This window comes from Methanosarcina baltica, assembly GCF_055394095.1.
Genome location: NZ_AP042463.1, coordinates 1,764,229 through 1,779,993, shown reverse-complemented (window position 1 = coordinate 1,779,993; position 15,765 = coordinate 1,764,229). Strand labels below are relative to the sequence as shown.

The following is a 15,765-nucleotide window of genomic DNA, read 5'->3' as shown; positions in this document are numbered from 1 at the left end:
AAAAAGGTGATATCATGTCTGAAGAATCTGCCAGCCTGGTGAAAACTCTCCGGCCTTTCCACGTATGGGCCCTCGGAGTAGGTATTGTTCTAGTCGGAGAATTTATGGGCTGGAACTTTACCGTTGCAAAAGGAGGAATACTCGGAGCCCTGCTGGCCATGCTGGTCGCAGGAGCCCTGTATGTGGTAATATCTCTCTGTGCAAGTGAACTTGGTTCGGCTACCAAACTGGCCGGAGGACCGTATGACTGGGCCCGGCTCTTTGTGGGTCCGGGGGCTGCGGCCAGCGTCGGGCTTGCGGTGTACATGGAATACATTGCACTGGAAGCCGCAGATGCCATAGTGGTTGCAAGTATCGCATCTGCGATATTCCCGGAACTACAGGTATTTCCCATAACGTTACTTGTTATAGCACTATTGACATTTATTAACTACCGGGGCGTTGTTGCCGCACTTACCCTTAATTTCATCCTGACTATGATAGCTTTCATTGCAATCATAATCTTCTTCTTTGCAACAACCTTCGGGACAATAAACATCCACCCCGAATATATCTTCCAGGGAGCAATTCCAAACGGGATGATAGGGCTTTTTGCAGCGTTGCAATTCGGGCCCTGGTTCTACCTTGGAATCGAAGGTGCGGCCATGTGTGCCGAGGAATGTAAGCACCCTTCGCGTGCGGTCCCTCTCGGGCAGCAGGCCGGGATGATTACGCTTCTTATCGGCGCGGCCATGACCCTGTACCTCTGTGCGGTACTGATCCCTACGGATCTACTTGGAGTTTCCGTCTACCCGCTCTTTGAAGCTGCTCAGAACAGTGGAGTGTTGGTCTTAATCGCACTCCTGGGCCTTGGAACACTTCTGACCTGCCTTGCAAGTGCAAACGGCTGTGTCTGTGACTCTTCAAGGTCCTGGTTCGCCCTTTCCAGGGACAATTACGTCTCCCCCTGGTTCTCGGCGGTGCATCCGAAATACAACACCCCCTACAGAGCTGTGATCTTCACAGTGCCGGTTGCTATCGGCTTTGCCTTCAGTGGTTTCCTGGACCAGGTCATTACCTTCTCCATAGCCTCGGGACTGCTCTGTTACGTGCTGATTCCCTTCTCCCTGATCCGCTTCAGGAAACTCTTCCCGGAAAGCTCAAGCAAAGTCCGGCCCTTTGTAGGTCCCCTGCAACCCTACATCGCATACTTCGCGATTGCGCTTGCCCTTACGATACTCTCGACCCTCTTCTGGGGTTATAAGTACAACCTGATCTTCGCGTTTGTGTTCTACGGCATTTCGTATTTCTACTTCAGCCGTAAGCACAAGACATCCACCGCGGAGAACAACTGGGCTTCCATGGGCTGGCCAGAACCAAGGGGTTCTCCGAATGCCAGAGTTTCAACGGAGGTGAACGGAATTGAGTTCAGAAGTGACGAATGAGATGAAAAGCAGGTATCACAGCAAGCTCAACGGAGACTCCATGCTGATTCTCGGGATGCTGGCCCTGCTTATAGGGGTTGAGTCCTTCGTGATGGGCAAAATACTCTCAGCAACCTGGGAAATCTCCTCGGGCTTTTCCTACCTTTACATAGTCTTCTTCGGGCTCGTGATCGGCATCGAAGCAATTGGTTGTCTCAGGGTAAGAGACTCGATCAAAAACCACATGTTCGAGTTCCGGTATTACGACTGAAAGGAGGGCCTGGAATATGACCGAAATTTCCGCAAAAGAAAAAGGAAAGTTTGCAGAAGTCTTTGACATCGTCTTTATCTTTGTCCTGGCCTTCGCCTGCGTGGTGATTCCCACCGTGCTCCAGGGAGCTGTGCTCGTATCCTGGGACGAAGGCGGATCAGGGATTGGTTTTGTCTGGGACCCTGTGGGCTTTTTCAGTTTCTTGCTGGTGATCATTGCCTTCTTTGGAGTAATCCTCTATCACTCAGTCAAGAACTATAAGTACTGAAATACAGAAAGGAAATATAAACTGAAATAAAGAGCTAATTTTGTAGAAAAAAATTAGTTAGAAAGAACTGCCTGAAAAAGAATCAGGCAGTCAACTCTTTTTTGTGGTAATCCCCTGATTTGCTCGTGGAATGTTCAGGGAATGTTTTGGGAGTTTTGTGGATTGATTTTTGAAATAGAAGATCGATCTGTACGCTGATCCCCTTCTTTAAAGATCCTTTGTAGTTTTTAATATATATAATTATCTACTTTAAATTTTGAATAATATAATTCATATATATATTTTTTGATTTTTAAATGTTTTTTTATAGATAAATATAAATACGAGATCTAGTTGGGGAGTATAAGCAAGAAAGTTATAAATGCAAAATTCAAACAGTTTATTTTTATTTAATAACTTTGAATGACACAAATGTATAACCTTAAAAAGTAAAAAAATAAATCCGGAAAAAATTAAGGCATATTTCAGGAAAGTTCCGTAACCAGCCATTCAAGCTGGATTCTTTCGTTTGCCGCATCCCGCAGATAAAAATCCGTGTCCGCTATTTTTGCAACCATCGAAGCGAGGTCCTCATCAGATTCCCCGGAACTCAGCGCGGCTTCACAGAGCCCTTCGAGAATTTCTATTCCGGAAAGGCCTTTATCAATAAGCATTTCGTCTATGAGTTTTCGGGCTGCCTGAAAATTCCCGGCCCTGGAAGCCCTGAACAGCTCGTCCATACTCTTATCCCGGCCAATCACCGTGACCTCATAGACAAGGTCTTCGGTCACGGCTCCATTCTCTCCCGCCTCAAGGGAGGCGAGCTGAAGGGTCCGAACAGCTTCTGCTACGTTTCCCTTCGCAGCATAGAGGACCGCATCCAGAGTCCTTTCGGAAAGTTCCAGCTTTTCCGTTTCAGCTATCCGCATCAGGTGGACTTTCAGGACTTCGTCCGGCACATAGGTGAAGAAAAGCTGCACACCCCTGGAGCGAAGAGGGGAAATCAGTTTCGAGGGCCTTGTTGTGGAGAGGATAAACCTGCATGTCTTACTATACCTCTCCATTATACGGCGCAGTGCATGTTGGCCCTCAGGGCTCAGGGACTCGGCGTTGTCGATGTATATGAGCCTGTAATCCGCATCCAGAGGAGCGATCCCTGAGTACTCGTTGATTATCTCCTTGAAAATGTCGATTACGCTCTTGTAGATCTTTTTAGGGTCATCGGTCCCGATGATGCGGACAAAACGCTTATCCCGGACAAGGTAGCGTTTGCCCTGGTCAAAAAAATCCGAGGCATTGAAATAGGTAAAATTACTTTTCCAGCTCTCCCCGTAAAGCTCAAAGGCAAGCGCAAGGGCAGTCGTCGTTTTTCCGGAATTTTCCGGCCCATGCAGGACAAGGTGCGGGAGGGTGCCTGAACGGACAAGGTCGGATAAAGTCGTCAGGGAAGGGGTATTGCCCAGCACTTCCTCCAGCGTCTTTGGCCTATACTTCACGGTCCAGATGTCATGCATTATTTCCACTCTTGATCCAACCTCGTATTGCACATATTACGCTCTTTGCACTCCTAATTATTTCAGGTTTTTGATTCCCGGGTTTTCCCGGACAAACTTTCATGGAAAATGGAGAAAGAACAAAAAGCAAAAGAAAACAAAAAAAGCAAAAGAAAACAAAAAAAACAAAAAAAACAAAAAAAACAAAAAAAACAAAAAAAACAAAAAAAACAAAAAAAGCAGAAAAAAGGAGAGGAGAGGATAAGGTTCCCCAGCTCCTCCCCGCTCTGCCTTTCATTTAAAGATTTTCGGCAGCTTCAGCGGCCTTTGGTGCCGCATCGCTTGCTTCAAGCAATTCCTTGATAACTGTCCCGTAGACCGGCCTTGCGATAAAGACCCCGATGAACACCCCGATGATAGTGGTAATCGCGAAACCCTTGAGGCTTCCGAAACCCATTATCACAAGCGGGGACATGGCGATTACCGTGGTTGCAGCCGCTCCGAAGATGATCGCAAAGGCCTTTCCGATCCGGGAAAGGAAGACCTTTGTGGAAGGTAGTTTGCCCTCGTAGAGCACCTCGTCGGTAATGATTACCAGGTGATCGATCCCTGTTCCAATGGCTGCAATGATTCCCGCAATTGCCGGGAGGTCAAGCTGCCAGCCGATTGCCGCGGCAACCCCCAGGATCATGATAACCTCACTGACGGAGGTCCCGACCATGGGGATCAGAATTTCCTTTCTCCCGTACCTGCGGAAGACTACAAAAGCCACCGCAAGCAAAGATAAAAGGCCTGCAATCACAGCTTCAGTCTTGAACTGATCTCCCAGACTTGCATCCACATGTCCCGAGCCCACAAGCACCACGTTCACGGGAAGAGCCCCGGCTCTGAGGTGAATCTGGAGTTGCTGGGCCTGGGTCTTGGCTTCCTCGTCCTGGCCTGTGGAAGCTTCCCAAGAATAGATGGGGCCATCTCTTAACTTTGCGGCCGCAGAAGTGCTCAGAGGAGCGCTGTAGATCAGGTTCTCATCCAGGTACATTTCAAGGTAGTGCGAGTAAGGGTCGGATACCGCTCCGACCTCGGTTGCGATTTTCTGGAGCGCCAATCCCCCCTCCGTATTCAGGGTAAAGGGAGTATGCCACTGCTCATCGTGGAATCCGGGAATTCCCACACCTTCAATTGAGTCCCCGTAGAGCACATGTCTGGACTCGTTGCCTTCGGTCTGGACCCGAATTTCGAATTTACCGGGCTTTTCGGCAATGTCCTTGGCAGTTGCAAGGTCAATGCCTGCGAAATCGATGAGGATATAATCGTCCCCGACCGTCCGGACAGGAATGTCCTTGAGCCCCAGAGCGTTGAGTTTGTCGTTGAGGATGTCCCGGGTCAGGTCTCTCGTCTCAGTGCTGACCCCTTCCTTATAGCTGAGGGTTCCGTCTTCATTTGTGAGAATGGATCCTCCTACCTTTTCCATAAGGGCTTTAAGGTCTTCTTCGGACACTTCGGTCCTGATTTCATAAAAGAGACCGTCCCCGGAATTTACAAGCACTACTTCGGCATCAAGGGAAGTTGCCAGGTAGTTTTTGATCAGGGCCTCCTTAGTTGTGATGATGGTGACCTGAGTCTTTTCCTGGCTGAGTCTGTCCACACTTACCTGTCCAAGTCCCAGGAGTTCAAGTTCGGACTTGCTGACCTGGGCATTTGTCGTGAAAACAATCGTGGGATTATCAGTTTCGCTCAGATTCGAGCTTTCCAGGGTATTGGACGTAATCTCGATTGGCCCGATAAGCGGCCTGACGGATTCACTTACGATCAGTGCGGGGTCGGCGTCCACCTGAGCCAGGGCTCCCTGAAGCTTTATCTGGAGCCAAGACCCGCCCTCAAGGTCGAGCCCGTAGTTCAGATTTGAGGCCCCATCTTCCCCGAGAGCTCCCCAGGGCTGGATGAACGCAATGGACGCGAGAAGGGCGAGGATGAAGAGGATTACCCTGGGCTTCCTGAGAAGTTCCCCCGGGTTATTCACGAGTTTTTTCTCCGTTTTCTCACTCATCTGTTATACCTCCCTCTGAATTCGGGTTTCAGGACATACCAGCGCAGAATCCCGGTGTTTAAGAGCCAGGTATTCATAAGGTCAGCCGCAAGCCCGATAAGCAGTACACTTGAGATCTGCGAGAGCAGAGTGATCTGCGTAAAGGACGGAATAACCAGATAGGGAAAGGTGGAAACCACGTACATTACCAGCAGAGCCGCAAGGGTTGTGGTCGTCATGGTAATACCCGTCTGCATAGCCCGGGTAATCTTTTCTTCCGCCGTTCCCCTGCGCTTGAGCACCCTTGTGGTAAGGAGGATGTCACTGTCCACAGAATAACCGATCAGCATGAGGAGAGCCGCAACGGTTCCCAGGGAAAGCTCGATTCCCGCAATCCTCATGAAGGCCGCTGCGATCAGGATGTCCGAAAGGGCCGAAAGGACCACGGCAAAAGAAGGCACGAGGCTCCTGAAAATCAGGAAAACCACAAGCGCCATCCCTATAAAGGAAATGATAAGCGCTCTTATGGCCTGGAACTGCAGGTCACTGCCATAAACGGCCCCTATCTGCCTGATTTCCACGTTGGAATACTGGTCCATAACAGCATCTTCAAGGCTCCTCTGTTCCTCATTGTCCATTACCCCGAAATTCATGATGACCCGGTTGCCTGCCGAGCGGGCATCCTGTATGGGGTAATCCGAATAGAGGTTTTCAAGAGTTTCGGAAGAGTCCACAGTCTCCACTGAGATCTGGGTCCCTCCCTGAAACTCCATTCCGAGGGGAACGGGTGACCCGCTGCTCGCATAGGAGACCCCCAGAATTATAAGCGAGATTGCGAGCACCGCAAGAGGTATTGCCAGCAACTGCCGATTATCGTGACTCTTCACGAAGGTATCTAAAAATTCGGTCAAACCTGTTGCCATAATTAAATACTCCGAATGACTAAATTGATTCTTACTATATCGATTCTTTTTCCTTAATATACAAGTTTTTAAGCTGTCATTGTATATAATTGAGATCAGTATTTCTGAAGGTTGGAATCCAGTATATTTAAAGGTTTCAAAGGAGGGACATATATAAACATTGATTATAAAATTTGTCCCTGACAGGATAACTAAGCCATTACAGAAGCAATGTATTTAAGACTTTTAATCTGTATGTCACAGCTCAACACATATTGAATTAAAAGCAATAAAGGTTGCGTATGGTTCTTTAATATTTTTAACTTTTCAGGCGGGAAGTCCCCTTCCTCGATGTTTCTAATTGAAAATTAGAAACTCCTGTTAAACCTATGGTTTAACACGACAGCCGAAGGTTGGTAGGTGGGGATAGTTCACAGATCGTATCAACCATTCCTTTTAATAATGGTTTTTTAGAGTTTTGAGAGCTAATCTTTTATAAATAACATCTTATTTTTTTTAAGAATTTGAAACTTTTTCCACTAAAAAATTTTACTCTCAAGATAGTATGGGTTAACGACACAATTATATATACAGTTACTGTGGAGTAAAAATAATGACTCAAAGACCATCCCTTGACGAATACTTCCTTGAGATCGCTTTCGTGGTCGGAAAGCGAGCAACCTGCCTTCGAAACAATGTAGGGGCCGTGATTGTCCGAGACAAGCGCATTATTTCTACAGGTTATAACGGGGCCCCACGGGGCATGGCTCATTGTCTTGATATCGGCTGCATGAGGGAACAGGAAAACATTCCCTCTGGAACAAGGCACGAAAAATGTTTGCATGGAGATACAATTATAAAATTGTTAAATGGCAAATATGAAACAATAAAGCATTTAGCAGAGATAGGGGAGGATGTGTGGACATATGCTTATGATAATAATGGAAAAATAGTTCCTGTGTTGGCTAAAAATCCAAGAAAAACAGATGTCAGAAATGATCTTGTAGAAATTATTTTAGATACTGGGTATAAATTGAAATGCACAAAAGATCATAAGATTTTATTAAGAAATGGAGAATATAAAGAGGCACAATATTTAATCCCTGAAATTGATAGTTTGATGCCTATGTATTATCATTTGGCGCAAAATGGAAGTAAGAAATACGAATTTATTTCCAATACTATACGAACAAGACATGAAGGAAAGAGCACAACTTGTAAATACGAATATTCAGGAAGAAACGAGGAAACACCAACACATCATTTAGTAGCTGCTCTTATTAATAAGGATTATTTAGATAAAGATTATGATGAATTAATTCATCATAAAGACGAAGATTCATTAAATAATAATCCTGAAAATTTAGTAAAAATAACAAGATCTGATCATGCGTCTTTACACGATAAACAAAACTGTTCCATTGAGCATTACCGAAAGATGCAAAAATGTTCAATGGAAGCTCAAAGAAATAATCCAGAAACAATGAAGCTTAAAGTAAGGATTGGATCTCAAAACATGACTAATCTTTGGGCTAATGATGACTTTAGAAAATACCAATTGACAATTCAACGTGAAAATGGGAGACAAACAGCATTAGAAACTAATTCAGATCCAAATATTATTGCTAAACGACAACAAGGTAGGATATTATCTGGATTATCTTTATTATTAAAAAAATATAAAGGCGTTATTACCGAAGAGAATTATAATTCATTGCGTGAAAAATACAAAACACCAGGGCGAGGAACAATTTCAATCCCTACTAAAGGATATATACTAAAATATTTCGATTCATTATCAACAGCATTAGAAGTAGCAAAAACATACAATCATAAAATAATAAGTATAAAAGCAATTTCAGGCACACATGATGTTTATTGCATGACAGTACCAGTCTATCATAATTTTGCTATATATGCAGGTGATGATTCTTGTGTGTTTGTCCATAATTGTAGGGCCGTCCACGCCGAACAGAACGCGATTATCCAGGCTGCCCTGCACGGGGTGAGCACGGACGGGGCGACTCTTTACTGCACACACCAGCCCTGCATCCTCTGCGCAAAAATGATTATCAACGCAAGCATCAAACGGGTTGTGTACGCAACCCCCTATCCGGACACAGATTCTCTGGACTTTTTCAGAGACGCCGGAGTGAAAGTGGAACACATCCCCTTTGGAGATATTTGAAAAAAAAAAAATTAAAAAAATTGAGTAATTTGAAAAAAAACGAATTTTGAAAAAAATAGAAGAAAAGGCCCTAAGGAATGAGTCAAATATAACATCAAGTATTTTCGTTTACCATTCATTAACCACGGAACACACGGAAGGACACGGAAACCGGTCTTCGGCACCCGAGTTCCGCTTCGGGATCACAAGAAATCAAAGATTTCCTGGGAGTTGCGATGAAATCGCAACAGCACGGGGTCCTTTTCAGGAGCTACGCTCCCTCAAGAGGACGAAAAATGCCAGAGCAACCGTACTTGTCGTCTTCCAGTCGTTCTTTTTCCGTGTGTTCCGTGTGTTCCGTGGTTTGAATTCACACACCAAAATATAGGGCTATTCCCAAACTGAATATCTGAAGTTATATTTTTACCATTCCTGAATTGTAATTTTCCACGGCAACCATCCCTTTCCCCAAAATCTTATTTTTCTCCCTTTAAAAGACAGTGGAGCCCTTTTTTAATAACATCCTCTCCTTCGGCCCGGTACATTTCTTTGATTTCCGCACCTTCGTCAGCGTAGTAATCAAATCCCCGAATAAGCACCACAGGAATGCCTCCTGCGGCCTCTCCCATAAGGAGGTTTGCGGCTCCGGCCAGTTCGTCAGCCACGGCTTCCTCGGAGATTTCCAGAGTTTTTCCGAAAAGGTCCTTTTCCCCGATCCAGCGTTTAAGGGGATGGATTTTGTAAACCCCAATTGCCACCCCGGTCTGCCCGATTTTGAAAGACCGGCCGTTCGTGTCCGTGACGATGACGCTGAGCTTTTTTCCCGAAAGAGCCTCAAGCCGGGCTCCTATTTTTGCGGCGCTCGAATCCGGGTCTTCCGGCGTGTTCAGGAGATATTCACCCTCAATATTCGAATCGTCAATCCCCGCGTTTACACAGGTATGACCTTTTTTTGTAACGGCGAGCATGAAAGGGGCCTCCACAAGAAGTTCCGAACTCCGGGAAAGGACAGCTTCCACAAAACGCGGGTCCTGTCTGTTTTTGGCCGCGATTTCAAGAGCCTGGGGGCCCGGAGTGAGGGCTTCAAGCAGGAAAGTAAGGCCTTCGGCTTTTGCGACGATGGTGGAGGCGATTACTACAATGTCCCTGTCTCGCAGTTCAATGTTTTCGCAGATTAATGCAGGGAGCTCGTCTCCCTTTTTGATAAGAGGGATATTTTCCACGGCAATTGCTTCGAATTTCAAGAGGATTCCTCTGAATTTTTTATGAATTTTATCTCGTGTCGCAGAAGACTCCTTCCTCGATGTTTCTAATCGAAGATTAGAAACTCCTGTTAAACCTGCGGTTTAACACGACCGCCGTAGGCGGGCAGGTGGGAGATGAATGCGACAAATTGGTTTAAATTTTAATTATTTGAATAAGTGTTGTCGATCTTGCAGTTAGTCGGACACAGTTCTTTTTGATGGTGACACTTGTAATTGTCGTGTTCCAGTTGATGTCACACAATACTCCGTATCCTTTGGACATTCGACCCTTTACGAATCCTTCTCCTTTTTTAGTTCGTATCTTGTCGAATTTTCTAATTCCGAATATTTTACCAGTTGGTATTGATTTTTCGGATCGTTTGCCTTTGGTTTGCTGGTAATCTCCCGCACTAACATGTCTTTTGAAATATACCGTATCATCCAGTTGAACATGTTGATCGTCAGTACAGCATACCGCAACTGCATCGTTATAGTGAGTTTTCGGTAGTTTTAGTATTTGTTCTCGCTTGAATTTGGTTTCGTAACCAAATGTTTCGTCGAATTCCCAGGACGATTTTTTAAGTTGAGATTTAACAATCCCAATTTCAGTCGCATGTTTTGTTTTGGAGGGAGATCCAACGATTTCAAATTTGCCTGCATGTAATTCGTCATGACAGGTACGACACAATGTGATAAGATTATCAGGAGTATCTGTACCACGATTTGATCTGAATATTATATGGTGACAATCCAGTTTACGGTCTTTTGATTTGCCTTTACAATGCTGACATGTATATCCGTCTCGACTCAGGACGTATGCTTTTGCATTATACAGGTTTTTCATAGGACCGTTTTGATATTCAGCTCCAGATACATTAGGATTTGTTATTTTGTGAATATCAAATGATGCAAGCTCGACTACCCATTTTGTTATCGGTAAGATGGACTCAACGAAGTGTTCTTCTCTTCGATGAGATTCGATCTTGCTACGAATTGATGGAGCTATTCTACCAGATTTTTTAGAGTTATGACGGTTGTTGAATCTTGCTGGTCGATATCTTGTTTTTCTGCTTCTTCGTGTACGTCTATAACTGGATCGAGTTTTCATCTTTTTAGAGATGTCATCTCTGATTTCGATTTCAGACTGGTACACTACCTGATTATTGGAAACAGCAGCACAACCAATATGTTTTGATCCCGTGTCCATTCCTGCAATAATCGGCTGAGTATATTCTTTACTGTCGTAAAGTAATTTGATTGTGAACGGAGTGGTTTTCATCACTTTTGCCTTGTTAGTTTTTAACAAAATTCTGGCTTTGGCAGGATTCGTTGGCATGAGCGGCTTTCCGTTCTTGTTCAGTACATATACAAACATTTGTAATCACTCCCAATTAAATAGGGTTATGCGTATCTGAACTTGTGGAGTCAAGTTCGGAATTCGTCTTCCTCTCGATCTGATATGGAAAGGTTTTGTATGATGCAAGCACTGTTCCTACCTCTCAGAACTGTTTAACTTACATCCTTAGAGCCTGGAACTGAGACGGCATTCCAGGGTAACTATAATATTCTTTCCTATCGGCTACTGACTATATTAAACTCCTATTCAGTGATCTGGTCAATCGGGACTTGCTTTTACAAGCAAGCCCCTTCCTCGACTCCCTGAGGAGGCAGGGAGGGGTTACTGACAGGTCTAAATCCGGGATATCCGGAAGTTAGGGGAAAATTAAGGAGGTTTAAAATAACTTGGAACAGTAAAACTCATACTCCGTAAATACGTCCTCATAAATAAGACCTTCCAAAGGCAGTAATAATAAATAAGACCATTCATATACCATAGCTCTGCGGCGATGATGAGAGTTACCCCGACCGAGCAAAAGATGACGAGAATTACTTCCTGATGCCGCACTTTTTTCAAAACATTTTTCAGCAAATATTTGCAAGCCCCCTATATGCAGGTTAGGCCCAGTCAATTAGACAATGCTTATTTAGCCTGGGCTCTAAACTTCCATGCGGTGAGAACATGACCCAATATGACCTTGATGTTATCGTACAAAAAATCCAGGACAAGAGTCCTTTTGAATACAAAGACAACAAAAGAGGCAAGGAGAGGACCCTTAAAATCGTCATAGTCAGGCTTTACGAATCCCTTGACTACGAAAATAAACCTCGAGCCTGTCGGGAAAAGGTCACGCAGCTTCTCCTCTTTCACGGGCAGTTCAGTAAAGAAGAAATCAACACGATTTTTGAAGATGCAGTCCGGCGCACCACCAGCTATTCAAAAGAATTTCTGGAACAGTACCCGGAACTTACGCAGCTTTCGGAAAGCAGCATAGAGAAAATGAAAAAGAATGGGGAAGAGATCCTTGAAGAAATAACATACCGCTTCCCGAGTTACATCTGATTTCCCTGAAAAGGGAAAAAGGGAAAAAAGAAAAAGGAAATTATTCGATCTGTATCCGTTTTTTTGGTTTTTCTAGCTCCAGTTTCGGAAGCGTTACTGTCAGGACACCATTTTCCATTTTTGCATTTGCATTTTCCTCGGAAACGCCTGTTGGTAGGCGGATTGTCCTGGAAAAACGTGTGTAAGAGCGCTCTTTTTTGAAATATCCTTCTTTCTCAGTCTCTTCTTCCCTTCCGCACTTTGCACTGATTTGAAGCATATCCTCTTTTACATTGATCTCGACATCCTTTTTGTCAACCCCCGGCAGGTCCGTTTTTACAATAACCTTGTCATTCTCTTCCATGACATCCACTAAAGGAGCAAAGGTTTTTCCCACCCATTCCTCCGAAGGCACAAGGTCTTCAAACAGCTGGTTAAGGCGTTCCTGAGTCCGCCTGATCTCATCAACTGGGTCCCATCTTACAGGGCCAAAAAACGGTCTGTGTGCTGGCCATCTTACCAAATCAGTCCCCCCAATAAAGAGTTTAAGATTTCATTTAGTTTTATATATTGAGGGAAAATATATACATTTCTTTGAAAAAAGAAGAGAAAGAGCAGGAAAAAAAATCCTGAAAAGGAGCTCCCGGAGGGGAAGTCGAGAAATTATTCAGACCCTTCAGCCCTCCCCAAAAGCATTCCAACAAGGTCCGAGGCTTTCACGATCCCGAAGGAACCTTCTTTAACAGACTCCTCATCAAAAGTCTTTACCCCATCCGGGTCCTTTTCATCGGTCCGGTAGACCGCAAAGGGTATGGGATCTGAAGTATGGGTTCTAATGGAAATCGGGGTTGGATGATCGGGCAGGACGAGGATTGTGAAGAGCTCGCCGGATTTCCTTACGTACTCGAGGATTGGGGACACGATTTTACTGTCGAAGTCCTCGACTGCCTGAAGCTTTTTCACAAAGTTTCCCTCGTGGCCGGTCTCGTCGGGGGCTTCCACATGCACGAAGACCAGGTCATGGGTTTTCAGGGCTTTGAGAGCGGCCTCTACTTTTCCCTCGTAATTGGTATCCAGGTAGCCGGTAGCGCCGGGGACGTCGATAACCTTCAGACCGGCATAGAGCCCTATCCCTTTAAGGAGGTCAACGGCGGAGATTATGGCTCCTGTTTTCCCGTAAAGTTCCATAAAGGTTTTGAACTTCGGGGCGTGGCCCTGGCCCCAGAGCCAGATCGAGTTGGCCGGGTTTTTTCCTTCTTCGATACGTTTCAGGTTAACCGGGTGCCCGGCAAGGATTTTCATGGACTTTTCGGTCATTTTACAAAAGACCTCGCTGTCCTTTCCCTCTGGCATGTGGTCCAGGCACTTTTCGCCTATAACGTCATGGGGAGGCGTGCACTCTGTTTCAGCCCCTCTGTTTCCACTGGAAACCAGAAGATGCCTGTAACTGATTCCAGGATAGAACCTGAACTCCTCGTTTCCGAGTTCGGAGTCGAGGGCTTCTATCAGGGTTTTTGCTTCTGCGCTTGTGATGTGTCCTGAACTATGGTCCTTGATAAGCTCTTTTTCTATCGTAATAAGGTTGCAGCGAAAAGCGATGTCGTTTTCACTCAGATCCACGCCCATGCTCGCGGCTTCGAGGGGGGCCCTGCCGCTGTAGTACAGCGCGGGGTCATATCCTATAATGGACATGTTCGCAACGTCACTGCCGGGGGGAAATCCCTCAGGCACGGTTCTTGCAAGGCCTGCGTTTCCGTGGGCTGCAATGAAGTCCATGCCAGGGGTCCTGGCCGCCTGAAGAATGGTTTTCCCACCCAGCTTGACTATGGGGTAGTCCGCCATTCCGTCTCCTATAAGTACAGCGTATTTCATTCGTCCACCTTAAACTGTTTTAGTCTCTTTGAGGGTGTAGAAGGGATATATCATTTTCCGATGAAAAAGGCATCGCAGGGAATTAGGGATCATCTTCAACAAAAATATATTTGGAAGAAAAACCCTGCACAAACATTATAATATAGCATTAGTATTCTATACAGCACAAACATGCCGAAAAGTATATATTGTGGCAAAAAAGAGCCAGCATTGAAAAACCCTGGCAAATCCTCAATAATTAAATTCATCCTATATTCATCCAGAAAAAATGGCTATTAATAACGATTACCGCATCTGCTTTTAAAACGTGATCCGATCATGAGACTCGTAATGAAATTCGGAGGCAGTTCTGTTGGAGACGGAAATAAGATCCGTCATGTTGCAGGACTCCTGAAAGAGTACTACGAAAAAGGGAACCAGATCGTGGCCGTGACCTCGGCTCTTGGCGGGCTTACGGACATGCTTATGGAAAATGCTCGCCTGGCAACCACAAAGGGAAAGGTCTCCCTTGTAAAAGAATTTAAAACCGAGCTTACAACAAAGCACCACGAAGCCGTTAAAAACGCCATTGACGACCCAAAAATCGTAGAGGAAGTCCTCCAGGTCCTTGACCTTCGCATCGATGAACTTGAAAAAGCTCTGATCGGCATCTGCTACCTCGGGGAACTTACCCCCAGGTCCACTGATTACATTTCATCCTACGGGGAACGCCTTGCCGCCCCTATACTCTCGGGAGCGATCCGGTCGCTCGGGATAGGTTCCACGGAATACACCGGCGGAGAAGCAGGAATCATTACCACCGGGGATTACGGAAATGCCCGGCCCCTGGAAAAAACTTACGAGACCGTGGAAAAGAGGCTCGGGCTCAGGATGGAATCAGAAATCCAGGTAGTAACCGGTTTTATAGGGGAAAACGAAGAAGGGATCGTCACAACCCTGGGCAGGAGCGGCTCGGACTTCTCAGCTTCCATCATAGGCGCAGGCATAAAGGCCGACGAGATCTGGCTCTGGAAAGAAGTTAACGGGATTATGACAACGGACCCGAGGATCGTACCCGAGGCCAGGACCATCCCCCAGATCTCCTATGCAGAGGCAATGGAACTTTCGTATTTCGGGGCAAACGTACTTCACCCAAAGACCATCGAACCCGCGATGCGCGAGCACATCCCTGTCCGGGTAAAGAACACCTTCGATCCGGCTTTACCGGGGACGCTTGTTGTTGCAGACAAGGTCCGGTGCAGACACATTGTAAAGGCCGTAAGCCTCATTAAAAACGTGGCCCTGATAAACATCACCGGGGCTGACATGGCAGGCACCGTCGGAACGGTGGCCAGAGTATTTACCGTACTCGCGACCTCCGGGATAAACATTATCATGATCAGCCAGAGTTCTTCGGAATCAAACCTGTCCTTCGTGGTCAGCGAGTCCCAGGCAGAAGACGCTCTTAAAGTCCTCCGCGCCGAGTTTGAACGTCATGTTGTCCGGGAAATTACTTCCGACCCGGAGGTCTGTGTGGTTGCGGTCGTGGGCGCGGGAATGGCAGGAACCCCGGGAGTTGCAAAAAGGGTATTCGGGTCTCTGGGGGACGCCATGATCAACATAATCATGATCAGCCAGGGCTCTTCCGAGTATAACATCTCCCTTGTGGTAAGGGAGGCTGAAGCCATTTCGACTGTAGAGACCCTGCATAAAGAATTCGAACTCCATAAGAATAACGGAAATTACGGAAGCGAAAATGATATTGATCTGTGAGGGAGGCC

The 15,765-nt window shown here is 45.8% G+C and carries 13 protein-coding genes and 3 pseudogenes; 9 read left to right on the top strand and 7 right to left on the bottom strand.

Translation table 11 applies throughout. The features are described from left to right. The first annotated feature begins 14 nt into the window (after positions 1 to 14). Genes ACZ5QV_RS07705 through ACZ5QV_RS07695 form a run of 3 tightly spaced genes read left to right on the top strand, consistent with a single transcriptional unit; the run spans position 15 to position 1,942 of the window. Positions 15 to 1,424: an APC family permease gene (locus tag ACZ5QV_RS07705; protein WP_464601956.1), complete on the top strand. Its 1,410-nt coding sequence runs from the start codon at positions 15 to 17 to the stop codon at positions 1,422 to 1,424. Between the two features lies 1 nt (position 1,425). Beyond that, positions 1,426 to 1,674, top strand: coding sequence for a monomethylamine permease (locus ACZ5QV_RS07700; RefSeq protein WP_464601955.1), 249 nt, complete (start codon positions 1,426 to 1,428; stop codon positions 1,672 to 1,674). Between the two features lie 16 nt (positions 1,675 to 1,690). After that, positions 1,691 to 1,942 carry an AcrB/AcrD/AcrF family protein gene (locus ACZ5QV_RS07695; RefSeq protein WP_464601954.1) on the top strand — a complete coding sequence of 84 codons (252 nt, stop codon included), beginning with the start codon at positions 1,691 to 1,693 and terminating at the stop codon, positions 1,940 to 1,942. 464 nt (positions 1,943 to 2,406) lie between these two features. Here the strand turns inward: ACZ5QV_RS07695 and ACZ5QV_RS07690 are convergent, their stop codons facing one another. Continuing rightward, a complete protein-coding gene (locus tag ACZ5QV_RS07690; protein WP_464601953.1) occupies positions 2,407 to 3,435 on the bottom strand; it encodes an AAA family ATPase in 1,029 nt (342 codons plus the stop codon). Positions 3,436 to 3,536: 101 nt separating this feature from the next. On the opposite strand from ACZ5QV_RS07690, the gene ACZ5QV_RS07685 reads away from it, so the two are divergent. Next, the gene (locus ACZ5QV_RS07685) at positions 3,537 to 3,716 is read left to right on the top strand and encodes a hypothetical protein (RefSeq protein ID WP_464601952.1); all 180 of its coding nucleotides are present in this window, start codon (positions 3,537 to 3,539) and stop codon (positions 3,714 to 3,716) included. Here ACZ5QV_RS07685 and ACZ5QV_RS07680 read toward each other — a convergent pair. Then, positions 3,713 to 5,461: a preprotein translocase subunit SecD gene (locus ACZ5QV_RS07680; RefSeq protein WP_464601951.1), complete on the bottom strand. Its 1,749-nt coding sequence runs from the start codon at positions 5,459 to 5,461 to the stop codon at positions 3,713 to 3,715. The genes ACZ5QV_RS07685 and ACZ5QV_RS07680 overlap by 4 nt on opposite strands. Next, complete coding sequence (locus ACZ5QV_RS07675; protein WP_464601950.1) at positions 5,458 to 6,363, bottom strand: protein translocase subunit SecF; 906 nt, start codon at positions 6,361 to 6,363, stop codon at positions 5,458 to 5,460. The genes ACZ5QV_RS07680 and ACZ5QV_RS07675 overlap by 4 nt, the downstream gene beginning before the upstream one ends. Positions 6,364 to 6,955: 592 nt before the next feature. Between ACZ5QV_RS07675 and ACZ5QV_RS07670 the strand changes: the two are divergent. From ACZ5QV_RS07670 to ACZ5QV_RS07660, 3 pseudogenes are all read left to right on the top strand, one after another. After that, positions 6,956 to 7,180, top strand: a pseudogene (locus ACZ5QV_RS07670) (deoxycytidylate deaminase); the annotation flags it as partial. Continuing rightward, positions 7,181 to 8,281 (top strand): annotated as a pseudogene (locus ACZ5QV_RS07665) (HNH endonuclease); the annotation flags it as partial. A gap of 12 nt (positions 8,282 to 8,293) precedes the next feature. Next, positions 8,294 to 8,530 (top strand): annotated as a pseudogene (locus ACZ5QV_RS07660) (deoxycytidylate deaminase); the annotation flags it as partial. Between the two features lie 455 nt (positions 8,531 to 8,985). Here ACZ5QV_RS07660 and ACZ5QV_RS07655 read toward each other — a convergent pair. Together ACZ5QV_RS07655 and iscB are read right to left on the bottom strand one after the other, a co-directional pair. Next, complete coding sequence (locus tag ACZ5QV_RS07655; RefSeq protein ID WP_464601949.1) at positions 8,986 to 9,753, bottom strand: coenzyme F420-0:L-glutamate ligase; 768 nt, start codon at positions 9,751 to 9,753, stop codon at positions 8,986 to 8,988. A gap of 154 nt (positions 9,754 to 9,907) precedes the next feature. Further along, positions 9,908 to 11,128: an RNA-guided endonuclease IscB gene (iscB, locus tag ACZ5QV_RS07650; RefSeq protein ID WP_464601948.1), complete on the bottom strand. Its 1,221-nt coding sequence runs from the start codon at positions 11,126 to 11,128 to the stop codon at positions 9,908 to 9,910. 645 nt (positions 11,129 to 11,773) lie between these two features. Between iscB and ACZ5QV_RS07645 the strand changes: the two genes are divergently transcribed. Then, positions 11,774 to 12,154 (top strand): hypothetical protein, encoded by a 381-nt coding sequence (locus ACZ5QV_RS07645; protein ID WP_464601947.1) that lies wholly within the window; start codon positions 11,774 to 11,776, stop codon positions 12,152 to 12,154. Positions 12,155 to 12,194: 40 nt separating this feature from the next. Here ACZ5QV_RS07645 and ACZ5QV_RS07640 read toward each other — a convergent pair whose 3' ends face one another. Both ACZ5QV_RS07640 and ACZ5QV_RS07635 read right to left on the bottom strand, forming a co-directional pair. Beyond that, positions 12,195 to 12,656: an Hsp20/alpha crystallin family protein gene (locus ACZ5QV_RS07640; protein WP_464601946.1), complete on the bottom strand. Its 462-nt coding sequence runs from the start codon at positions 12,654 to 12,656 to the stop codon at positions 12,195 to 12,197. A gap of 140 nt (positions 12,657 to 12,796) precedes the next feature. Beyond that, positions 12,797 to 14,005 carry a cofactor-independent phosphoglycerate mutase gene (locus ACZ5QV_RS07635; RefSeq protein WP_464601945.1) on the bottom strand — a complete coding sequence of 403 codons (1,209 nt, stop codon included), beginning with the start codon at positions 14,003 to 14,005 and terminating at the stop codon, positions 12,797 to 12,799. Positions 14,006 to 14,323: 318 nt separating this feature from the next. On the opposite strand from ACZ5QV_RS07635, the gene ACZ5QV_RS07630 reads away from it, so the two are divergent. Next, positions 14,324 to 15,757, top strand: coding sequence for an aspartate kinase (locus tag ACZ5QV_RS07630; protein ID WP_464601944.1), 1,434 nt, complete (start codon positions 14,324 to 14,326; stop codon positions 15,755 to 15,757). Positions 15,758 to 15,765 lie beyond the last annotated feature (8 nt).

Coding starts and splice junctions, on each gene's coding strand:
- ACZ5QV_RS07690 (WP_464601953.1), bottom strand. CDS start 3,435: ATGCATGACATCTGGACCGTGAAGTATAGGCCAAAGACGCTGGAGGAA.
- ACZ5QV_RS07695 (WP_464601954.1), top strand. CDS start 1,691: ATGACCGAAATTTCCGCAAAAGAAAAAGGAAAGTTTGCAGAAGTCTTT.
- ACZ5QV_RS07675 (WP_464601950.1), bottom strand. CDS start 6,363: ATGGCAACAGGTTTGACCGAATTTTTAGATACCTTCGTGAAGAGTCAC.
- ACZ5QV_RS07680 (WP_464601951.1), bottom strand. CDS start 5,461: ATGAGTGAGAAAACGGAGAAAAAACTCGTGAATAACCCGGGGGAACTT.
- ACZ5QV_RS07705 (WP_464601956.1), top strand. CDS start 15: ATGTCTGAAGAATCTGCCAGCCTGGTGAAAACTCTCCGGCCTTTCCAC.
- ACZ5QV_RS07700 (WP_464601955.1), top strand. CDS start 1,426: ATGAAAAGCAGGTATCACAGCAAGCTCAACGGAGACTCCATGCTGATT.
- iscB (WP_464601948.1), bottom strand. CDS start 11,128: ATGTTTGTATATGTACTGAACAAGAACGGAAAGCCGCTCATGCCAACG.
- ACZ5QV_RS07630 (WP_464601944.1), top strand. CDS start 14,324: ATGAGACTCGTAATGAAATTCGGAGGCAGTTCTGTTGGAGACGGAAAT.
- ACZ5QV_RS07685 (WP_464601952.1), top strand. CDS start 3,537: ATGGAAAATGGAGAAAGAACAAAAAGCAAAAGAAAACAAAAAAAGCAA.
- ACZ5QV_RS07635 (WP_464601945.1), bottom strand. CDS start 14,005: ATGAAATACGCTGTACTTATAGGAGACGGAATGGCGGACTACCCCATA.
- ACZ5QV_RS07645 (WP_464601947.1), top strand. CDS start 11,774: ATGACCCAATATGACCTTGATGTTATCGTACAAAAAATCCAGGACAAG.